We start from the raw sequence: 18,682 nt of genomic DNA on the forward strand, positions 1-18,682 counted from the left end.
GGTGGAAAGCAGTCCTTCCTCAAGTCGGGAAACGCTCAAAGGCAGGTAGGTCGTCTGCGGAGGCCATCCACTTCACGCGTTCAGCCGTCTGCACCTGCATCTTCGGGGCAACAGCTTCAAGATCGTCAAGCGCCGCGATCCTCACCTGCATCATTCCCATCTGCTCAAGGGGCGCGTTCGTGAAGAAAAGGCCAGTGCCACACGATCCGCAGAACGAGCGTCTCCCGCTCTGTGAGGAGTTGTAGACTTTCGGCTCGCCGGCAACCGATACGGCAGCCTTCGGCACCATGGCCCAGGCCAGCATGGGCGCACCCGACTGTTTCCGACAATCGCCGCAATGGCACAAAGAGCTTGCTACGGCTTGATCCGGCATCTGAAATTGGATGGAGCCACAGTGGCATTGTCCACGGAGCATAGGGTCGGCCTCACGTTCAGGAGCGCAGCCCATAGCAATGTCACGTCGCGATGTCGCCTTTGGTTGCAGGCTGTGTGAAAACGCAGGGGCGTTCCGAAATAGAGGAACAATCTTCCAGGCGGCGGCATCCAGTCATTTGGCATGACGGTTTGGATGCCAATGAAACGCCTGTTCCAGCGCTGCGTCGAGAGTTCGAGGGGAAATCCTTCTACCGCCTCCGCGTTTTCACACAGCCTCGGTGGCAAACGGACCTCAGCCCTTCGGCCAGAAGCAGACATTCAGCCTCCAAGCGAACATTGCGGTTGCGAACGCCAATTTTTCGGGTTGGCGGAACAGCTAACAGGGTACGTAGACAGGGCCGCCGTAACACGACTTCGATCGGCTAGGATCAAGGGAGGATGCGTTGTCGCGATCCGGGTTCCGACCACCCGTATTCGTTGTCGAGCAACCGGATACGACAAAAGCGAGGATCAAGATCGCGATAAGGTTTTTTCGCATCGTCTTCTCCCCTATTTCTGGCGAGTATTGCGCGGAAAAGGATGGAGGTCTGCTGCCTACAAAGCACATACACGAGCTTTGTCGAGTGGGCCGATGGCTCCAGGCGTTAGGGCTGCTCCAGCCAAGCGCCCGAAAGCGGAATGTCCTGACTTCAAGGAAGGGTCGGAGGCGGAACGTCCGTTTCAGGGCGAAAGGTCAGGGTCCGCTCCCCACCCAAGCCTGTCGTAGAATGGACGATTGGGTCGCGACTCACCCTAGCCGTAGAGCAGGCTGGCGGACGTTGACCCCGAGCGGTCGGTACCAAGCGTTAGGTTTCAACTACTCGTTTCAGGGCTGCTCGTAATGATCGGGCGCCGCCCGGCGTCGCCGACGTTTGGAGGCGGCCCGGCGGAGGATGCGCGACAACGCCTCGACCGAATACGGTTTCTGAAGGAGCTCGAAGCCGTGGTCGGTTTCCTCGGCCAGCACGTGACTGTAGCCGCTGGTCAGCACCACCGGCAGGCCGGGATACAGCCGTCGCACCTCGCGTCCGAGTTCGACGCCGTTCATGCCCGGCATGACCACGTCGGAGAACACGACATCGTAGCCGCCGGGGCTTGCTGCCAACGCCGCCAGGGCGTCGCCGGCGTTCGTCACCCAATGGGTGCCGTAGCCGAGTTCCTGGAGGGTCTGGGTCGAGAAGGTCCCGACCTCGCGATTGTCCTCGACGACGAGGACGTGGGTCCCGCGTCCGTCGACGACCTTGTCAACGATCATGGGTTCTTCGGGTATGCCGGAATCGATCTCCGCGCGCGGGAGGTAGAGCGAGAAGGTGGTGCCGCGTCCGACCTCGCTCTCGACAACGACCTCGCCACCCGATTGCTTGGCGAAGCCGAACACCTGGGACAGGCCGAGGCCGGTGCCCTGGCCGACGCCCTTGGTCGTGTAGAACGGCTCGAAGATCCGGTCGATCTGGTCGGCCGGGATGCCGGAACCGGTGTCGGTCAGCGAGATCCGGACAAAGTCGCCGGTCCGCTCGGAATGAGACCGCATCGCGGGCACTAGGCTTGCCGCCTCCACCACGATTTCGAGTTTCCCCTCCCCTTCCATCGCATCGCGGGCGTTGACCGCCATGTTGACGAGGGCGGTGTCGAGTTGGCTCGGGTCCGCGTTGATATGGCAGGGCTCTTCGCCGACGCGGATCGCGACTGCGATCCGAGCGCCGGTGAGGGTGCCGACCATCTCGCCGATGGCCCTCACGCTGCGGCCGGCATCGAACACCTCAGGCCGCAGCGCCTGCCGGCGGGCGAAGGCGAGCAGTTGCCCCGTGAGCTTGGCCGCACGATCGACGGTGTCGGAGATCGCACCGACGTACCGGGTCCGCCGATCCTCGGAGAGGTTGGGGCGCTTGAGTAGATCGGTCGAGGACTTGATGACCGTGAGCAGATTGTTGAAATCGTGTGCCACACCCCCGGTCAATTGTCCGACGGCCTCCAGCTTCTGGGACTGCCGCAACGCCTCCTCGGCCTGCAGCAGGCTGGCGGCGCGCTCCTTCTCCAGGGTGACATCGCGAGAGACGCAGTAGAGCAGCCCTTCGACCGGAACGGCCGTCCAGGACAGGGTTCGATAGCCTCCGTTGCGCGCCCGAAAACGGTTCTCGAAGGCCAGCGTGAGCGCACCGTCGGCGAGACGCTTGACCTCGGCCCGCGTCCTCTCCCGGTCCTCGGGATGTTCGAGCCACTCCGAGGTCTTTCCGACGATGTCGTGGTAGTCCCATCCCAGGATACGGTGCCACGCCGGATTGATGCTCACCCAGATCCCGTTCGAGTCGGCGACGCCGAGCATGTCCTGGCTAACATGCCAGATTCGGTCGCGCTCCTTGGTGCGCACGGCGACCTGGGCCGCCAGCGTCTCGTTCAGAGCCTGCAACACGCCCTGGGCGCGGACGCGCTCAACGGCGTCCCAGATCCGGGCCGAGACCTCCTCGACCAGCGCGACCTCGTCAGGCGTCCAGGCCCGCGGCTCGCGTTGGTTCACGTAGACGACCGAGCGTAGGCGTCCCTCGTGGACCTGGGGGACGGCGACGATGGCGCCGATGCCGAAGGCATCCATCCCCAAACCGGCCGTGTCCGCATCCGCCTCGACGTCGGGATAGACCGACGTCCGACCGTTCCTGAGGTTGGCAACGTTCCCGGGCCCGAACGCATCGAGCGGATAGGTGTCGGCGAGCGTCGCAACGCCGTCGACAAACTCGGTGCCGAGGGTCACGGACAGGCCGTCCTCCTCGACGAAGCCGTAGCCGACCCGGCTCGCCCCGAGGTGCCGTCCGAGGGCGTCGACCGCTGCCTGCATCCGCCCGCGCGGGCCGCCCTGGTCGCGGAGGGTGTCGGTCAGGTCGAGCAGGAAGCGCTGACGTGCCTCGGATACGCGCTGCTCTGCGACCCGCCGCTCCAGTTCGTCGTTGACTTCCCTGAGGCGACGCTCGTCCAGCCGACGGCCGGTGACGTCGGAGATCGTGAGTACGGCTCCAACCACCGTCCCGCCCTGAAGGACGGGTGCGTTCGAGCAAACGACCTCGATGGGCGTCCCGTCACGATGGAAGAACGTGGCGTCGCGCTGCCGAAGGGTCTTCCCCTCTTGGATGGCGTGCACGAAACCGCATTCGGACGCCGGAAACGGGCGTCCGTCCGGATGATGGTGGTGGGCGGCCTCGTGCAGGTCCTGCCCGACCAGGGTGCCGGCGTCCCATCCGAGCAGGACATGCGCCGTCGGGTTGGCAAAGGTGACTTGGCCGTCGCGGTCGAGCTGGAACACGGCCTCGCTGACGTGGTCCGTGACGGTTTGGAGCAGGTCGGTCTGCCGCTTGAGCGCCTCGGCGGCCAGGCGTTGGTCCGTCCGGTCCCTCAGGATCTTGAGATAACCGACATGCGTGCCATTGTCGGCGCGGAGCGGCATCATCTCGCCCAAGCCGAAGAACCGCGAGCCGTCCTTGCGCACGTGCCAGCGCTCGTCGTTGCCGCGCCCCTCCTGGCGACTGACGCGCATCTCGCGCTCGGGCGCGCCGTCCACAGCGTCCTCTTCGGTGAAGAACAGCCGTGCCGGCCTGCCGCGCATCTCGGCCTCGGACCAGCCGAGGATGGCCTCGGCGCCGGCGCTCCAACCGGTCACGAGGCCGTCGAGGTCAGTGGTCACGATGGCGTAGTCGCGGGCGCTGTCGAGGATCTGGTCGTGGCGGACGTCCGCCTCCCGGGCTGTGCGCAGGGCATCGTCGCGCGCCGCCATCGACCGGCGCAGTTCCATCTGCGCCATGACCTGCCGCCCCAACGCCTCCAGGGCCTCGGCCTGTTCGGGCGTCAGCCCCCCGGGGCGGGGCTTCCCGTCGATCACACATAGGGTCCCAAGCGGAAGGCCCTCCGGCGTCTCCAGCCGCGCGCCGGCATAGAACCGCAGCCGGGGCTCCCCGGTGACCAGCGCGTTGTTCCGGGTCCGAGGGTCGGCGGCAAGATCCGGGATGACCAGCAGGCCGGGCTGCCGCAGGGCGTGGGCGCAGATCGATTGCGACAGCGGGGTCTGGCAGGAGTCGAAACCGACGCGGGCCTTGAACCACTGCCGGTCGCCGGCGACGAGACTGACCAGCGCGGCCGACGTGCCGCAAATCCGGGACGCGAGCAGCACGATGTCATCGAAGCCCCGCTCGGCCTCGGTGTCGAGGATGCCGTAACCGGCGAGCGTCGCGAGCCTGGCCGGATCGCGGGCGGCCTCCGCGACGACGTTCTCAGACCCGGCCATGGGCGGACCTGCTCGGTGCAGCCACACGATGGGCCTTCGCCTCGTCGTGTGCGATCAGAAGCCGAAGCGCCGACCTGACGACCTCACTGATGGATGTGTAGTCCCCCTTGGCGACCTGCCCTTCGACGTAGGCAATCAGCGGTTCGGTCAGGGCGATGTGTCGGGAGTGTTTGGCGGCCATCGGGTGCCACTAGCAGCTCCCCGGGACGGTGTCGCACCTGCGACACCCCTATTCGCGCAGCTGCGTCGTCACACCTGTTCTTGGCTGAGGATATCGTGACTGCCGGGATTTTATCTCTCGATCAATGACTGGGGAGAGATTGTGAGCGGCATTGCGGCGACTCCAATCGAGGGTCCGGAAGTGGCGCAAACCTGCGCACCTCCGATACCGGGCTGAGCAGCTGCTTTTTTCATTTTGCCTTGCGAAAGCGGACCGGCAAAAATCCACCCAACCCGGACATGAAAGCCAATTCATTAGGCAGATTGGAAGCGGATGCTCCTAATGTCCATTGAGGGGCAGGACGACATGGTCATACCCACCGGTCACGGTCGCTGAAGGGCCGAAACGATCCTCCAACTGCAGAAGATTGAGCACAGCTTTTTCCCCAATTAGGGAAAGAGCCAGCTCCTTATGAGCCCCGAGCCTCCACCGCCAACCATGCGGGATGGGGACCGCCGGGTAACTAGCCGAAGGGCATCGGCAGCAAGCGATCCATCCGATCTAGATGGATCGCAGGATGGAGGAGACGGGTTGCCCCAGACCTCCAGAATGACCCCAATGCATGCGGATTGAGCAAAGGGGTCCGTTCGCGCTGGCCGTTCAAGGTGACGGGAAGCGGTGCGTAAAGGCCGACAGCCCAACCCCGGCTTCACCTGTCAAAAGGTTGCACCTTCGATCCGCCGGTCGACCGATGGCGTGGCTCCGAGATCCACTAACTTCGGTTCGATGCAAGGCTTTGCCAATCGCCGGCAAAGCCTTGCCTCCAGCAAGCCGGCCTCCCTCAAACGTTCACCAAGATCCAGAACGAGCAGCAGACGGGAGAGCAAAATCTTTCGCAAAGCGGGAAATGGAGCCGGAGCAGCAGGCCCAATAACCGACACGCAAAGCCGCATCTCGTAGGCATTAATCCGGTGAACGTCGCTTGCCGCCCCGGGAAACACCAACCGAGCCGCCGACGTCACGGCGGGCCGGAGCCCCCAACCTTCATGCCGACACATGACCTGCACGCCCGCGTTGCCGCAACCATCCTCACGCAACTCGAACACGCCGATCCGGCTTCATGGACTCCACTCTGGTACGGCGCGGACCCGATGCCGCGCAACACCCAAACCGGACGGCGATACCGCGGCATCAACATACTGGCACTGTGGTGCGCGGCGAGGGCCCATGGCTACGCCGACGCGCGTTGGGCGACCTACCGACAATGGGCGGCGATCGGGTCGCAGGTCCGTAAGGCCGAGCGCGGCACACTGGTCCTTTTCTACAAGGATTTGCCCCGCAGCGACCGAGCCAAGGCCAGCGACGCCAACGCGCTCGACAGTGCGTCCTTCGTCGCCCGCGCCTAATACGTGTTCAACTCCGCGCAGGTCGACCTCGCCCTACCGACCACCGATACGCCTGTCGATATGCCTCCTCCGGTCCCCCTACCGGCCTTCGATGCATTCGTTGCGGCCACTGGCGCGCAGATCCGTGAGGGTGGCACCCGCGCCTCTTACGTCCCCGCCACCGACATGATCCACCTGCCGCACCCCGCTGCCTTCCGCACGGCCACAGGCTACGCCGGCACGCTGGCCCACGAACTCGTGCACTGGACTGGCGCTCCGCACCGCCTCGCCCGCGACCTTACCAGCCGGTTTGGCGCCCGCGCCTACGCCGCCGAGGAACTGGTGGCCGAGCTTGGCGCCGCCTTCGTCCTGGCCGACCTCGGCTTCGCCCGCACACCCCACCCGGACCACGCCGCCTATTGTGCATCCTGGGCACCGCTGCTGCGGGCCGACCCCCGCGCACTCAGTCACGTTGCCGCCCAAGGCTCGCGGGCGGCGGACTACCTCACCGCCCTGCAGCCGGACTCAGCAGGTCCTGAGCGTACCGAAAACGCGGACCTTACCACCGACGCCGGCACGAAGCGTGCTTGCCGCCCGCACCGCAATCCTGCTACACATCCCCAGGCAACTGCCGAGACAAGCGACTGAATTGGCTGGGGTTTTTAGGTGGCCGGCGCTGGGCTTAGTGTCCTGGCGCCCCAGCCAGTCCTCAGTAAGGATGCGGACCCCAAGCCTCGGCGACAAATCGAAGATTCGGGATTGCCTGCCGGCTCATCTTCGAGATGGTCCCCCTGCACTGAGGTGCTGTCAGAGGCCGGACGACCTGAGGCGTGAAACGTTGTCTCGGAATCCGGCCGACCCCGAGCGCGGATGGCGGCCGCACCGGGCGCCGTCGCGGCCCGGCGACGCGCGCCGGGCGAGCCCGCATCAGGCGATGATATCGGGCGTGATCTGATCTTCGATGTAGGAAATCCGGTCGCGCAGGGCGAGCTTGCGCCGCTTCAGGCGCTGGATCTGGAGCTGGTCGCCGGCGACGCTCAGTTCGAGGGCGTCGATGGCGCCGTCGAGGTCGCGGTGCTCCTGCCTGAGCCGCTCCAGCTCCTCGGCGGACGCCGCCGGTTCGTCGTCGTTCCACTCACTCGCCATCGCAACCCGCAGTCCTGGCAACACCCGTGGGCCGACCATGCGGCACCGCTCCGGGCTCGGCAAGAACCCTCCGGGCCGCGTGCACATGCAAGACAGGCCCGCAGAGGCAAGACAGGCCCGCGGAGGCAAGACAGGGCCCCACATGCAAGACACGCCCGGCGGGACGCAGGCGCGGCCCCCGCAAAAGCGCCCAATGCGGGCAGCGCCGGCTTAACCATGGGACGCCGCCGCGAAAAATTCCGCCAAGCCTGGCCGTCGATAGGCTTCGACAGCCGGCTCATCGTGTGCCAGTCTCCCGCCCGTCGAAACGAGACAGGAGAAGACACTCATGTCACTGCAGACGCACCTCACCCAGCTCGCCCGGAAGCACGAAGCCCTCGAGCGGGAGATCCACGACGCCACCCACCGACCCTCGGCGAACGACCTGCGCATCGCAGAACTCAAGAGAAAGAAACTCCTTCTCAAGGATGAGATGAACCGGCTCCGAAAGGACACCGATTCGGTCCACTGAGCCGTCCAGCCGCGTATCTCCTCGCCGCGTATCCTTCTCTGAGTGTTCGCCGCCGCCGCTGGTCTCCAGGGCGGCGGTTTTCGTATCCGGCCGAGCCCCACGCCGCGCGACGCCGATGGTCGACGCCGCGCGACGCCGCAGGTCTACGCCGCGCGACGCCGATGGCCTACGCCGCAGGGCGAAACCCGGATAAGGTCCGGTCCAAGCCGGCGGAGCGACCGGTCGAACGACCGGAGGACCCGATGGACGCCCCTGCCACGCCGCGGCCCGGCCGCACGGTCGACACGCCCTACGCCACCCTGCATGCGGCCTCGCTCGCCGATCCCGAGGGTTTTTGGCTCGACGCCGCCCGGGCCCTCGACTGGACGCGCCCGCCCGTCCGTGCCTTCGACGCGGCGGCCGGCGCCTACGGCCGCTGGTTTCCCGATGCGACCCTGAACGCGTGCCACAACATGGTCGACCGCCACGTCGCGGCCGGCCGGGGCGAACAGGCGGCGATCCGCTACGACTCGCCCGTCACCGGCACCCGGCGCACGATCACGTATGCGGCCCTCCTCGACGAAGTGGCGACCCTGGCCGGGTTGCTCGCCGATCTCGGAGTCGGCCGGGGCGACCGGGTGGTGATCTACATGCCGATGGTGCCCGAGGCCCTGTTCGGCATGCTCGCCTGTGCCCGCCTCGGGGCGGTCCACTCCGTGGTGTTCGGGGGATTCGCCGCCAACGAGCTCGCGATCCGCATCGATGACGCGGCGCCGAAGGTGGTGCTCGCCGCCTCGTGCGGGATCGAGCCGACCCGCGTCGTCGCCTACAAGCCGCTGCTGGACGCTGCCCTGGCGGCGTCCGCGCACAGGCCCGAGGCCTGCCTGATCCTCCAGCGCCCGCAGGCCGAAGCCACCCTGGTGGCGGGGCGCGACCGCGACTGGGCCGAGGCCGTGGCGCGGGCGAAGGCGGCGGGCCGCCGGGCCGGGTGCACGCCCGTGGCCGCCACCGACCCGCTCTACATCCTCTACACCTCCGGCACGACGGGCAAGCCGAAGGGCGTGGTGCGGGACACCGGCGGGTATTGCGTGGCCCTGGCCTGGACCATGCCCAACCTCTACGGCGTCGCCCCCGGCGAGACCTATTTCTGCGCCTCCGACATCGGCTGGGTGGTCGGCCATTCCTACATCGTCTACGGCCCCCTGCTCCACGGCTGCACCACGATCCTGTACGAGGGCAAGCCCGTCGGCACCCCCGATGCCGGCGCCCTGTGGCGGGTGGTCTCCGAGTACGGCGCCGTCTGCCTGTTCACCGCGCCGACGGCCCTGCGCGCCATCAAGAAGGACGATCCCCGCGCCGAACGGGTGGGGGATCACGACCTGTCCGGCTTCCGCAGCCTGTTCCTCGCCGGCGAGCGGGCCGACCCCGATTCCGTCGCCTGGGCCGAGCGGGCCCTTGCCCGCCCGGTCATCGACCATTGGTGGCAGACGGAGACGGGCTGGGCCATCGCGGGCAATCCCCTGGGGCTCGGCCTCCTGCCGGTGAAGCACGGCAGCGCCTGCGTGCCGATGCCGGGCTACGACCTCGCCGTGCTCGACGAGGCGGGAAAGCCCGTGCCCGCCGACACCATGGGGACCATCGCCCTGCGCCTGCCCCTGCCGCCCGGATGCCTGCCGACTCTGTGGGGCTCGGACGCGCGCTTCCGCGCCAGCTACCTCACGACCTATCCGGGCTGGTACGACACCTCGGATGCGGGCGTGGTCGACGCGGACGGCTACGTCACCGTTCTCGGGCGCACGGACGACATCATCAACGTCGCCGGCCACCGCCTGTCCACGGGCGGGATGGAGGCGGTCCTGGCCGGCCACCCGGATGTGGCCGAATGCGCCGTCATCGGCATCCACGACGCCCTGAAGGGCGAGCAGCCCTGCGGCTTCGTGGTGCTCAAATCCGGCGTTTTTCGCGATACCGGCGCTATCGAGGCCGAACTCGTCGCCCTGGTGCGCGAGCGCATCGGCCCCGTCGCCGCCTTCAAGCTGGCGCTCACCGTGGCGCGCCTGCCCAAAACACGGTCCGGCAAGATCCTGCGCGGGACCATGCGGCGCATCGCCGACGGGCAGCCCTGGACGGTGCCGCCGACCATCGACGACGCGGGCGCCCTCGACGAGATCGGCGCCAGCCTGAAGGCGCGGGGCCTGACGCCCTAGCCGGGGCGCGCCGGTTCGGCCAAAAGGGCGGGGATCGCCCGGGAGAGCCACGCATGACCGTCCGCCTGTTCGAGCCCCTGCGCCTCGACGACCTCGAACTTGAGAACCGCATCATCGTGGCGCCCATGTGCCAGTACTCGGCCCATGCGGGCCAGGCCGGCGACTGGCACCTCATGCACCTCGCCCAGATGGCGCAGTCGGGGGCCGGCTTGCTCACCCTGGAGGCGACGGCGGTCTCGCCCGAAGCGCGGATCTCGCCCACCGACCTCGGGCTGTATTCCGACGCGACGGAGCTGGCCCTCGGCCGCGTCCTCGACGCGGTGCGGGCCTACGCCCCCATCCCCATCGCGATCCAGATCAACCATGCCGGGCGCAAGGCCTCGAGCCGCGCCCCCTGGGACGGCGGCGCGCAGATCGACCCCGAGGCCCCCGACGGCTGGCGCACGGAGGCGCCCTCGGCGGTGGCCCACGGCGCCGACGAGGTCCCGCCCCACGCCCTTGATTCGGAGGGGCTGAAGCGCATCCGCGACGGTTTCGTGGCCACGGCCCGCCGGGCGCTCGCCCTCGGCATCGACGGATTCGAGCTGCACGGGGCGCACGGCTACCTCCTGCACCAGTTCCTGTCGCCCCTCTCCAACCGGCGCACGGACCAGTACGGCGGCGATCTCGCCAACCGCATGCGGTTTCCGCTCGAATGCTTCGAGGCCGTGCGCGACGCCGTGCCGGCGGGAAAACCCGTGTGGATGCGCGTCTCGGCCACCGACTGGGTCGAGGGCGGCTGGACCCTCGCGGAAACCGTGGAACTCGCCCACGCCCTCAAGCGCCGGGGCGCCGCCGCCATCCACGTCTCCACGGGCGGCCTCTCGACGGCGCAGCAGATCCCGCTCTCGGCCGGCTATCAGGTGCCGTTCGCCGAACGCATCAAGGCCGAGACCGGGCTGACCACCATCGCGGTCGGCCTGATCACGCAAGCGGCCCACGCCGAATCGATCCTGGCCGAGGGCAAGGCCGACGCCATCTCGCTGGCCCGCGCGTTGCTCTACGACCCGCGCTGGCCCTGGCACGCGGCCGCCGAACTCGGCGGCAAGGTGCGGGCGCCCAAGCAGTATTGGCGCTCCCAGCCGCGCCAATACAAAGATCTGTTTCTCGAGACCCGCCACGGACAGCGCTGAGCATGGACGACGACATCACCACCTTCTCGGTCCAGCGCGTCCGCTACGACGAGGAGAACGGCATCTGCCTCGTCTCCGGCGCCGATGACGAGGAGGAGCCGGCCGGCTACTTCATCATCCAGATCGAGAAGGGCGACCCCGACGGCCCCCTCATCGAGATTTTCGGGGAGGACCTGACCCAGGCCGACGGCGTGGTCGTCCTGGAGATCGGCCTGCGGTCGCTTCAGTTCACCTTCGACCCGAAGAGCCTCATCGGCGCGGAGATGCCGATGGTGCGGATCGAATCGCAGACGGAGATTCCGGAGCGGGCCCGCACGCGGCTGGCCGTGGCCTTCGGGAAGCGCGCCAAACGGGCGTGACGCGCGCTTATCGGGCGGGCGCATCCCCGTTCGCACGGCGATGCGCCCGAAGCCGTCACGCCGCGCGGACGCTGGCGAGGAAACGGGCCACCTCGGCGTCGAGATGCTCGGACTGGCGCGAGAGTTCGGAGGCCGCGCCGAGAACCTGGGCCGCCGCGGCGCCGGTCTCCTCGGCGGCCTGGGCGACGCCCGCCACGTTGCTCGTCACCTCGCCCGTGCCCGTCGCCGCCTGGGCGACGTTGCGAACGATCTCCTGCGTCGCCGCCCCCTGCTCCTCGACGGCCGCCGCGATGGCCGTGGCCGTGCCGCTGATGTCCTGAATCCGGTTGGTGATCCCGTCGATCGCCGCGACCGCCTGACCCGTCGCCGCCTGGATGCGGCCGATCTGGCCGCCGATCTCGTCCGTCGCCCTCGCCGTCTGGTTCGCCAGTTCCTTGACCTCGGCCGCCACCACGGCGAAGCCGCGGCCCGCCTCGCCGGCGCGGGCGGCCTCGATGGTGGCGTTGAGGGCGAGGAGGTTGGTCTGGCTGGCGATCGTCGAGATCAGGCCGACCACGTCGCCGATCCGGCTCGCCGCCTGGGCCAGTTCCTGGACGAGGGCCGCCGTGGCGCCCGCCTCGGTCACCGCGGCCTGCGCCATCTGCGCCGAGCCGCTGACCTGCCGGCCGATCTCCTGCACGGACACGCCCAGCTCTTCCGCGGCGGCCGCGACGGTATTGACGTTCACCGCGGCTTCCTCGGCGGCGGCCGCGACGGTGGTGGATTGCGAGGCGGTCTCCGCCGCCGTCGACGTCATGGTCTGCGCCGTGGCCTGCAGCTCCGTCGCCGAGGACGAGACCATGCCGATGATGCCGCCGACGGCCTGCTCGAACCGATCCGCCATCTGGCGCATGCCGTCCTTGCGCTGCTCTTCGGCGGCGAGGCGGGCCTGCGCCGTCTCGCTCTCGAGTTCGCGCGCGCGGATCATGTTGTCCTTGAACACCTGGACCGCCTGCGCCATGGCGCCGATCTCGTCCTCCCGCGTCCGGTGGGGAACGACGGTGGCGGTGTCGCCCGTCGCCAGGCCGCTCATCGCCCCGGTCATCGCCGTGATAGGACGGGAAATCCGCACGAGGCCGATCAGCATCGCCCCGAGGGCGACCAGGGCCGTCAGGACGATGGACACGATCGCGAGGAACGAGGCGGTGTCGACGGTGGCGACGCTCGCATCCGCGTCCCGCTGCGCGCCCTTGCGGTTCAGGTCGACGTTGCGGGCGAGCATCTCGCCGGCGTCGGAGTAGGTCTTGAGCAGATCGGGGCCGACGAGCTCCGCCAGGGCTTCGGCCTGGCGGCCGGACTCCATCAGGCCGACGAGGTGCTTGCTCGACTGATCGTAGTGGCTCCAGAGTTCGGCGAAGCGTCCGTACAGGGCCCGCTCCTCGGCCGAAGAGATCAGAGGTTCGTAGCGTTTGCGCGCCTCCGCCATGGTGACGGTCGCGGCCTCGTAGAAGCGCCGGTTCTCCATCGACGATTCTGGGCTCGTGGAGGCGGTGATGAGGCGGAACTGCCGAAGGCGCACCTGGCTGGCCGCGGCGTTGATCTCGTTGACCGTCGCGACGGAGGGCAGCCAGTTCGCCGCCACCTCGTTCACGCCGTGCCGGATCGTGGCGAGCTTCGAGATCGAGAGGATGCCCTGGCCCGCGACGATGAGGGCGACGCCCCCGAAGAGAGCGGCGAGGGTGGCTTTGAGGGTGATGCGCATGGGACGATTCGGCGCGTGAGGTGCCGGACGACGTGCCGCGCGCCGGTCGTCCAGGTCAGTGACGGGCGGATTGTCGCCGGCGGTGATGATTTTGGCGTTAACACCCAGGACCTTGGAGTATCCGGGGACTCGCTGCGTCGTCTTGCCGTACGATCGTCGGTACGGCGATGCACCGATCGGTGCGCAGTACGGGTGCATCCTCGACAAATAATCGTTGCGGTCGTGTTTTCGATCTTGGACCGCGAGCCCGCCGTCTCGCGGACGGAGCCGGGAAAGGCCGGCCTTCGACCGAAACGTCATCGGCCCATCCACGGTGTCGCCAGCCCGTATCTGTCGGCATGCGGCGCACCCATCGGAGTGCCGAATGCCCCATACGCTCTCCATAGGATCGAGCGATCCTTCGTTCGACGACATGCGATGCGACCCGAACTGGCGTTTCTGCGAGATGGCTGGCCGAAACCTTCGCGATGTCGTCCTGTAACCTTTGTGCATCAGCCACGGACGGACGCGCGGGCTAGCGTGCGCGATGGCTCAGACCGTCCGCACGCCGCGTCACCGCGCACCCCGACACGCCCGCGCGGCGGTCCTGGGCCTCGTCGTCGGTGCCGCGGCGCTCGCGGGGGCCGCCCGGGCCGAACCCGGACACGACCGGGGGAAGGGTGGCGAACCGGACAAGGTCGATTCCGAGAACCTGTTCGGGTTCACGGAGGGGACCGACACCGGCAAGAAGGGCGAGCAGGAGGTGGTGGTCGATGCCATCGGCCGCTTCAGCAAGCGGCGCGGCGGGCCGGGGGTCTCGGGATACGGCGCCGCGGAGCCCATCGTCAGCTATCAGGTCGATCCCACCGACAATTTCAGCATCGAGCCCGGCCTGCAGTTCGACACGCGGCGGAGCCGCAACATCGCGGGCGTGCCCGACAAGGCGTTCGCCACCGTCAACGGCGGCTCCCTCGAACTGAAGTACCAGGTCCTCAAGCGCACCGACGACCACCCCTTCGGCCTCGCCGTGCAGGCGGAGCCCCTGTATTCGCGGGTGACGCCCATCGAGGGCCGGGGCGCCGACGTGTTCAGCATGGACACCCGCCTCATGGCCGATGCGCGCCTCATCCCCGACAGGCTGTGGGTCGGCGCGAACCTGATCTACGATCCGTCGGTGGCGCGCCTCAAGGGCTCGGGCGAGGTCGATCGATCCTCCACCCTCGCCCTGTCGGGGACGCTGATGGCCCGGATGACCGAGACGCTGTTCCTCGGGCCGGAGATCCGGGCCATGCGGGCCTATGACGGCGCGTTCCTCAAGCGGTTCCTCGGGCACGCCGTGTTCCTCGGACCGGTGCTGCACTGCCAGGTCTCGGAGAAGGGCTTCCTCACGGTGGCCTACGCGGCCCAGATCCTCGGCCACGACCGCGATCCGGCCTTCACCGACCGGGCGTTCAACCTGACCCAGTTCGCCCGCCACAACCTGCGGGTCCGCTTCGGCGTCGAGTTCTGAGCGGGACCGTCGTCACGAGCCTGGGCATCGCCCCTCAAGCGAGGCTCGACGGCGCCTGCCACGCCACGCCGGCATGCTCGCGGATGTCGCCGTCCCGGGCGCCGGTATCCGCGTCGCTGGTCCAGTCGCTCGGCTCGGCCACGTCGATCACCTCGTCGTCGGGATAGGCGGCGGCGAGGAACAGGCGGGCCTCGCCCTCGGCGGCGGCGCGGACGGTCACGAGGGGCCGGGGGCCCTCGGCGGCGCGGATGTTGGCGATGAAGAGCTTCGTCATGTCGGTGTCCTCGGGCGTCGGTGACGGGGCGCCGGCGGGACAACGCGCCGGGGCGCCGGGCGTCCCATAGCGGGCGTCCCATGCCGGGCGTCCTATAGCGGAATCCTACGCGGGGCCGGCCGTCGTCCCGGGGCGAACCGCGAGACGCAAGAAGCTCACGGCGCTGGCGAGGGCGGCGAAGACGCCGCCGAGCCCGAGGGCGAGGGCCGGCCCATGGGCCTCCGTGACGAGGAAGCAGGCGGCCACGAGGGCCGCGCCCATGGTCTGGCCGAGGAGGCGGGAGGTGGCGACGATGCCGCTCGCGCCCCCGGACCGCGCGGCCGGGGCGCTCGTCATGAGGGCGCGCAGGTTCGGGGCCTGGAAGAAGCCGAAGCCGGCGCCGCAGATCGCCATGCGCCAGCCGATATCGATGACGCTCGGGCTCGCCGGCAGAGCCGCCAGCAGGCCCATGCCGACGGCGAGGCCGGCGAGGCCGATGCCGCCGAGCAGGCCCGGCGGATAGCGGTCCGACAGGCGTCCGGCGAGCGGCGCCATCACGGCGACCACGACGGGCCACGGCGTCATCAGGAAGCCGGTCTCGACCTGGCTGCGCCCGAGGGTGTGCTGGAACAGGAAGGGCAGCGAGACGAAGGCGAGGCCCTGGGCCGCGAACGAGCACACCGAGGTCAGGGCCGAGAGGGCGAAGAGCGGTCGCCGCAGCAGGTCGGCGGCGAGCATCGGCGCCGGGTGGCCGGCCTGCCGGCGCAGGAGCAGGGCGAAGCAGGCGAGCGACCCGGCGATCTCCGCCAGGACGTGCCAGAGGGGAGCCTCGTGGGCGGCCTCGCCGAGCCCGAGGACGAGGAGGGCGAAGGCGGCGGCGTTGAGGAACGCGCCCGGCACGTCGAACCGGTGGCCGGAGCGTCCGGTGTCCGGCAGCGCGGTCCAGGCCAGGGCCAGGGCGACGAGGCCGATGGGCACGTTGACGGCGAAGAGCCACGGCCACGGCGCGGCGACGAGGATCAGGGAGGCCACGGTCGGGCCGACCGCGAAGCCGACGCCGACCACGAAGGCGTTGAGCCCGACGCCGCGCCCGAGGCGGTCGGCCGGATAGATGAAGCGGATGAGCGCGATGTTCACCGCCATCAGGGCGCTCGCGCCGACGCCCTGGAGCACGCGGGCCGCCACAAGAGTGGGCAGGGACCAGGTCAGGGCGCAGACGAGGGAGGCCGCCGTGAACAGGACGAAGCCGGCGATGTAGATCCGCTGCTGCCCGACGATCTCCCCGAGGGCCGCGATCGGCAGCAGGGTCGCCACCACGGCGAGCTGATAGGCGTTCACGATCCACACCGAGGCGCCCGGATCGACGCCGAGATCGGCCGCGATGGTCGGCAGGGCGGTGTTGGCGATGGCGGTGTCGAGGGTGGCGAGCGCCACGCCCGTGAGCACCGCCACCATGGCCCGGCCGCGCCGGCCCGGCGGCAAGCCCTGGCCCGACGGACCCGGCGCCGGACTCGCGGGCGACATGCTCGAAGAAGACATTGGCGGGATGAACTCGCAGGCGCTTCAGGGGGAGCCGGACGTCCCTCGCAGGACGCCCGCCGCGCGGGTCGTGCCCGGAGCGGGGACCGGCCGTTTCGTGAGGCCCCCTGAATGCGTCCGCCGCACGGCCCTTGGCAAGCGCGGCGCCCGACCGTGTCGCCAACGGTTCGGGCGGCCCCGGCGAAGGCCGCGCCCCGCCTCCTGCGGTTCGTCCCTCGACCGGCGAACGAAGGCGGGCCGGGGCGCGTTTCCCGTCCATTCTCAGTCGAAACCCGGAGCCTTCATGCGCGCAACGACCTTCGCCCTCACCACCGCCCTGATCCTGTCGCTGACTTCGGCGGCTTTCGCGCAAGGTCCGGCGGATGGCGGCGCCGTGAACAATCCCGGCAGCGTCCAGAGCAACGACGCGAAGGCCGACACGCGGACCACGGGCTCGGCCGCCAACACGGACGCGAATCCCGGCGGCCGCCCGTCCGATCACAACGGCACGGCGCGGACGCTCGGCAAGAACGGCAGCACGAACAGCGGTGCCGGCGGCACGTCCGGATCGACGTCGGCGCCTCGCCCGTAGGCGGCCGGGTCTGGCGGGCGGAGCGGACGCGCCCGCCGCGTCCGGGCCTCGCCACCGGGGCGCCCTCGACGGATGCCGCGCCGTTCGGCAGGATCAGGCGATCGGGGCGAGCGAAGGGGCGCGGCGGCCCCGCGACGTCTCTGTCGGTGAGGATCTGGATCGATGACGGGCGACGGAACGGACATTCATCAGCCGGTGCGGGCCGGCATCGCCGCGTTCGTCGGGACCATGATCGAATGGTACGATTTCTTCATCTACGGAACGGCGGCCGCCCTCGTCTTCGGACGCCTGTTCTTCCCGCAGGTCGACAGCTTCTACGGGACGCTCGCCGCGTTCGGGACCTTCGCGGTGGGGTTCCTGGCGCGGCCCCTCGGCGGGGCGATCTTCGGACATCTCGGCGACCGCGTCGGCCGCAAGAAATCCCTGATCATCACCCTCGTCATGATGGGCGTGTCGACGGTCCTCATCGGCCTGCTGCCGACGCACGCCATGGTGGGCATCTGGGCGCCGATCCTGCTGGTGACCCTCCGGTTCGTCCAGGGCATCGCCGTCGGCGGCGAATGGGGCGGCGCCGTCCTGCTCGCCAGCGAGCACGCCCGCACCGAGGACCGCCGGACGTTCATGGCGTCCTTCGCCCAGCTCGGAAGCCCGGCCGGGCTGATCCTGTCCATGGTGATGTTCAAGTTCGTGACCCTCCTGCCTGAGGCCGATCTGCTGAGCTGGGGCTGGCGCGTGCCGTTCCTGTTCAGCGCCGTCATGCTGGTGGTGGGGTTCGCCATTCGCATGGGCGTGAAGGAATCGCCGGACTTCATCGCCGCGCGGCGGCGGCGCCTTGCCAGCCTGAAGCAGGATCAGGCCCCGCTCCGGGAGATCTTCGCCAACTCCAAGGGGCTGCTGATCGCCGCGATCTGCAGCAACGTCCTCGGCATCGCCGGGTTCTACTTCACCAACACGTTCATGATTTCCTACACCACGAGCTACCTCGGGCTCGCGCGGGGCACGATCATCGACTGCCTGCTCATCGTCTCGATCATGCAGTTCATCATCACGCCGCTCTCGGCCTACATCGCCGAACGGACCTCGGTGATCCGGTTCCTGGTCTGCACCGCCGCGTATTCCATCGTCGCGCCCTACGCCATGTTCACCCTGGTCGAGCAGCGCGACCTCGTCAGCGTCACCCTCGGGATCGGCATCGCCGTGGCGGGCCTCGGGGCGTATTACGCGGTCATCGCCGGCTACGTGAGCGCATCCTTCCCGACGCGGTACCGCTACACGGGGATCTCCATGGCCTATCAGCTCAGCGGCGCGATCTTCGGCGGGCTGACCCCCCTGCTCGGCACCATGCTGGCCCAGAAGGCCGACGGGAACTGGATGCCCCTGGCGATCCTGTTCAGCGTCATCGCGACCATCTCCCTCGTCTCCGTCCTGGCGCTGCACGCCCTGCGCGGCCGGACGGACGCGCGCCTCGAACCCGCCTGAGAGCCGTCCG

Annotated in this window: 16 protein-coding genes; 9 read left to right on the forward strand and 7 right to left on the reverse strand. The window is 68.9% G+C overall.

The genetic code is table 11. From position 1 onward, the window contains the following. Positions 1–19: 19 nt before the first annotated feature. The 3 genes from ASF28_RS13865 to ASF28_RS13875 form a co-directional block, all read right to left on the reverse strand. Positions 20–448, reverse strand: coding sequence for a GFA family protein (locus ASF28_RS13865; protein WP_338011692.1), 429 nt, complete (start codon positions 446–448; stop codon positions 20–22). A gap of 792 nt (positions 449–1,240) precedes the next feature. Further along, complete coding sequence (locus tag ASF28_RS13870; RefSeq protein ID WP_056093464.1) at positions 1,241–4,681, reverse strand: PAS domain S-box protein; 3,441 nt, start codon at positions 4,679–4,681, stop codon at positions 1,241–1,243. Next, positions 4,668–4,862: a type II toxin-antitoxin system ParD family antitoxin gene (locus tag ASF28_RS13875; protein ID WP_056093467.1), complete on the reverse strand. Its 195-nt coding sequence runs from the start codon at positions 4,860–4,862 to the stop codon at positions 4,668–4,670. The genes ASF28_RS13870 and ASF28_RS13875 overlap by 14 nt, the downstream gene beginning before the upstream one ends. A 1,025-nt stretch (positions 4,863–5,887) precedes the next feature. On the opposite strand from ASF28_RS13875, the gene ASF28_RS23390 reads away from it, so the two are divergent. Together ASF28_RS23390 and ASF28_RS23395 are read left to right on the forward strand one after the other, a co-directional pair. Further along, the gene (locus ASF28_RS23390; RefSeq protein ID WP_244475017.1) at positions 5,888–6,247 is read left to right on the forward strand and encodes an ArdC family protein; all 360 of its coding nucleotides are present in this window, start codon (positions 5,888–5,890) and stop codon (positions 6,245–6,247) included. 3 nt (positions 6,248–6,250) lie between these two features. Then, entirely contained in the window at positions 6,251–6,874 is a 624-nt protein-coding gene (locus ASF28_RS23395; protein ID WP_244475018.1) for a zincin-like metallopeptidase domain-containing protein, read from the forward strand. Between the two features lie 279 nt (positions 6,875–7,153). Here ASF28_RS23395 and ASF28_RS13885 read toward each other — a convergent pair whose 3' ends face one another. Then, complete coding sequence (locus tag ASF28_RS13885) at positions 7,154–7,372, reverse strand: YdcH family protein (protein ID WP_056093470.1); 219 nt, start codon at positions 7,370–7,372, stop codon at positions 7,154–7,156. A 328-nt stretch (positions 7,373–7,700) separates the two neighbouring features. Between ASF28_RS13885 and ASF28_RS13890 the strand changes: the two genes are divergently transcribed. From ASF28_RS13890 to ASF28_RS13905, 4 genes are all read left to right on the forward strand, one after another. Then, positions 7,701–7,883, forward strand: a complete 183-nt coding sequence (locus ASF28_RS13890) for a YdcH family protein (RefSeq protein ID WP_056093472.1) — start codon at positions 7,701–7,703, stop codon at positions 7,881–7,883. Positions 7,884–8,125: 242 nt separating this feature from the next. Then, complete coding sequence (locus ASF28_RS13895; protein WP_056093475.1) at positions 8,126–10,069, forward strand: AMP-binding protein; 1,944 nt, start codon at positions 8,126–8,128, stop codon at positions 10,067–10,069. A gap of 53 nt (positions 10,070–10,122) precedes the next feature. Next, positions 10,123–11,241: an NADH:flavin oxidoreductase/NADH oxidase gene (locus ASF28_RS13900; RefSeq protein ID WP_056093476.1), complete on the forward strand. Its 1,119-nt coding sequence runs from the start codon at positions 10,123–10,125 to the stop codon at positions 11,239–11,241. Between the two features lie 2 nt (positions 11,242–11,243). Further along, the gene (locus ASF28_RS13905; protein WP_056093479.1) at positions 11,244–11,600 is read left to right on the forward strand and encodes a hypothetical protein; all 357 of its coding nucleotides are present in this window, start codon (positions 11,244–11,246) and stop codon (positions 11,598–11,600) included. Positions 11,601–11,655: 55 nt separating this feature from the next. Here the strand turns inward: ASF28_RS13905 and ASF28_RS13910 are convergent, their stop codons facing one another. After that, entirely contained in the window at positions 11,656–13,341 is a 1,686-nt protein-coding gene (locus tag ASF28_RS13910) for a methyl-accepting chemotaxis protein (RefSeq protein ID WP_056093482.1), read from the reverse strand. A 526-nt stretch (positions 13,342–13,867) separates the two neighbouring features. Here ASF28_RS13910 and ASF28_RS13915 point away from each other — a divergent pair. Then, on the forward strand, positions 13,868–14,830 hold the full coding sequence (locus ASF28_RS13915) for a hypothetical protein (RefSeq protein ID WP_056093485.1): 963 nt from the start codon (positions 13,868–13,870) through the stop codon (positions 14,828–14,830). 34 nt (positions 14,831–14,864) lie between these two features. Here ASF28_RS13915 and ASF28_RS13920 read toward each other — a convergent pair whose 3' ends face one another. Then, positions 14,865–15,104, reverse strand: a complete 240-nt coding sequence (locus ASF28_RS13920) for a hypothetical protein (RefSeq protein ID WP_056093488.1) — start codon at positions 15,102–15,104, stop codon at positions 14,865–14,867. Between the two features lie 105 nt (positions 15,105–15,209). Next, on the reverse strand, positions 15,210–16,607 hold the full coding sequence (locus ASF28_RS13925; protein ID WP_200912676.1) for an MFS transporter: 1,398 nt from the start codon (positions 16,605–16,607) through the stop codon (positions 15,210–15,212). A 298-nt stretch (positions 16,608–16,905) separates the two neighbouring features. On the opposite strand from ASF28_RS13925, the gene ASF28_RS13930 reads away from it, so the two are divergent. Both ASF28_RS13930 and ASF28_RS13935 read left to right on the forward strand, forming a co-directional pair. Continuing rightward, complete coding sequence (locus tag ASF28_RS13930; RefSeq protein ID WP_056093493.1) at positions 16,906–17,193, forward strand: hypothetical protein; 288 nt, start codon at positions 16,906–16,908, stop codon at positions 17,191–17,193. Between the two features lie 162 nt (positions 17,194–17,355). Beyond that, on the forward strand, positions 17,356–18,672 hold the full coding sequence (locus ASF28_RS13935) for an MFS transporter (RefSeq protein WP_056093495.1): 1,317 nt from the start codon (positions 17,356–17,358) through the stop codon (positions 18,670–18,672). The last annotated feature ends 10 nt before the right edge of the window (positions 18,673–18,682 follow it).

This window comes from Methylobacterium sp. Leaf99, from assembly GCF_001422375.1.
Lineage (GTDB): Bacteria > Pseudomonadota > Alphaproteobacteria > Rhizobiales > Beijerinckiaceae > Methylobacterium.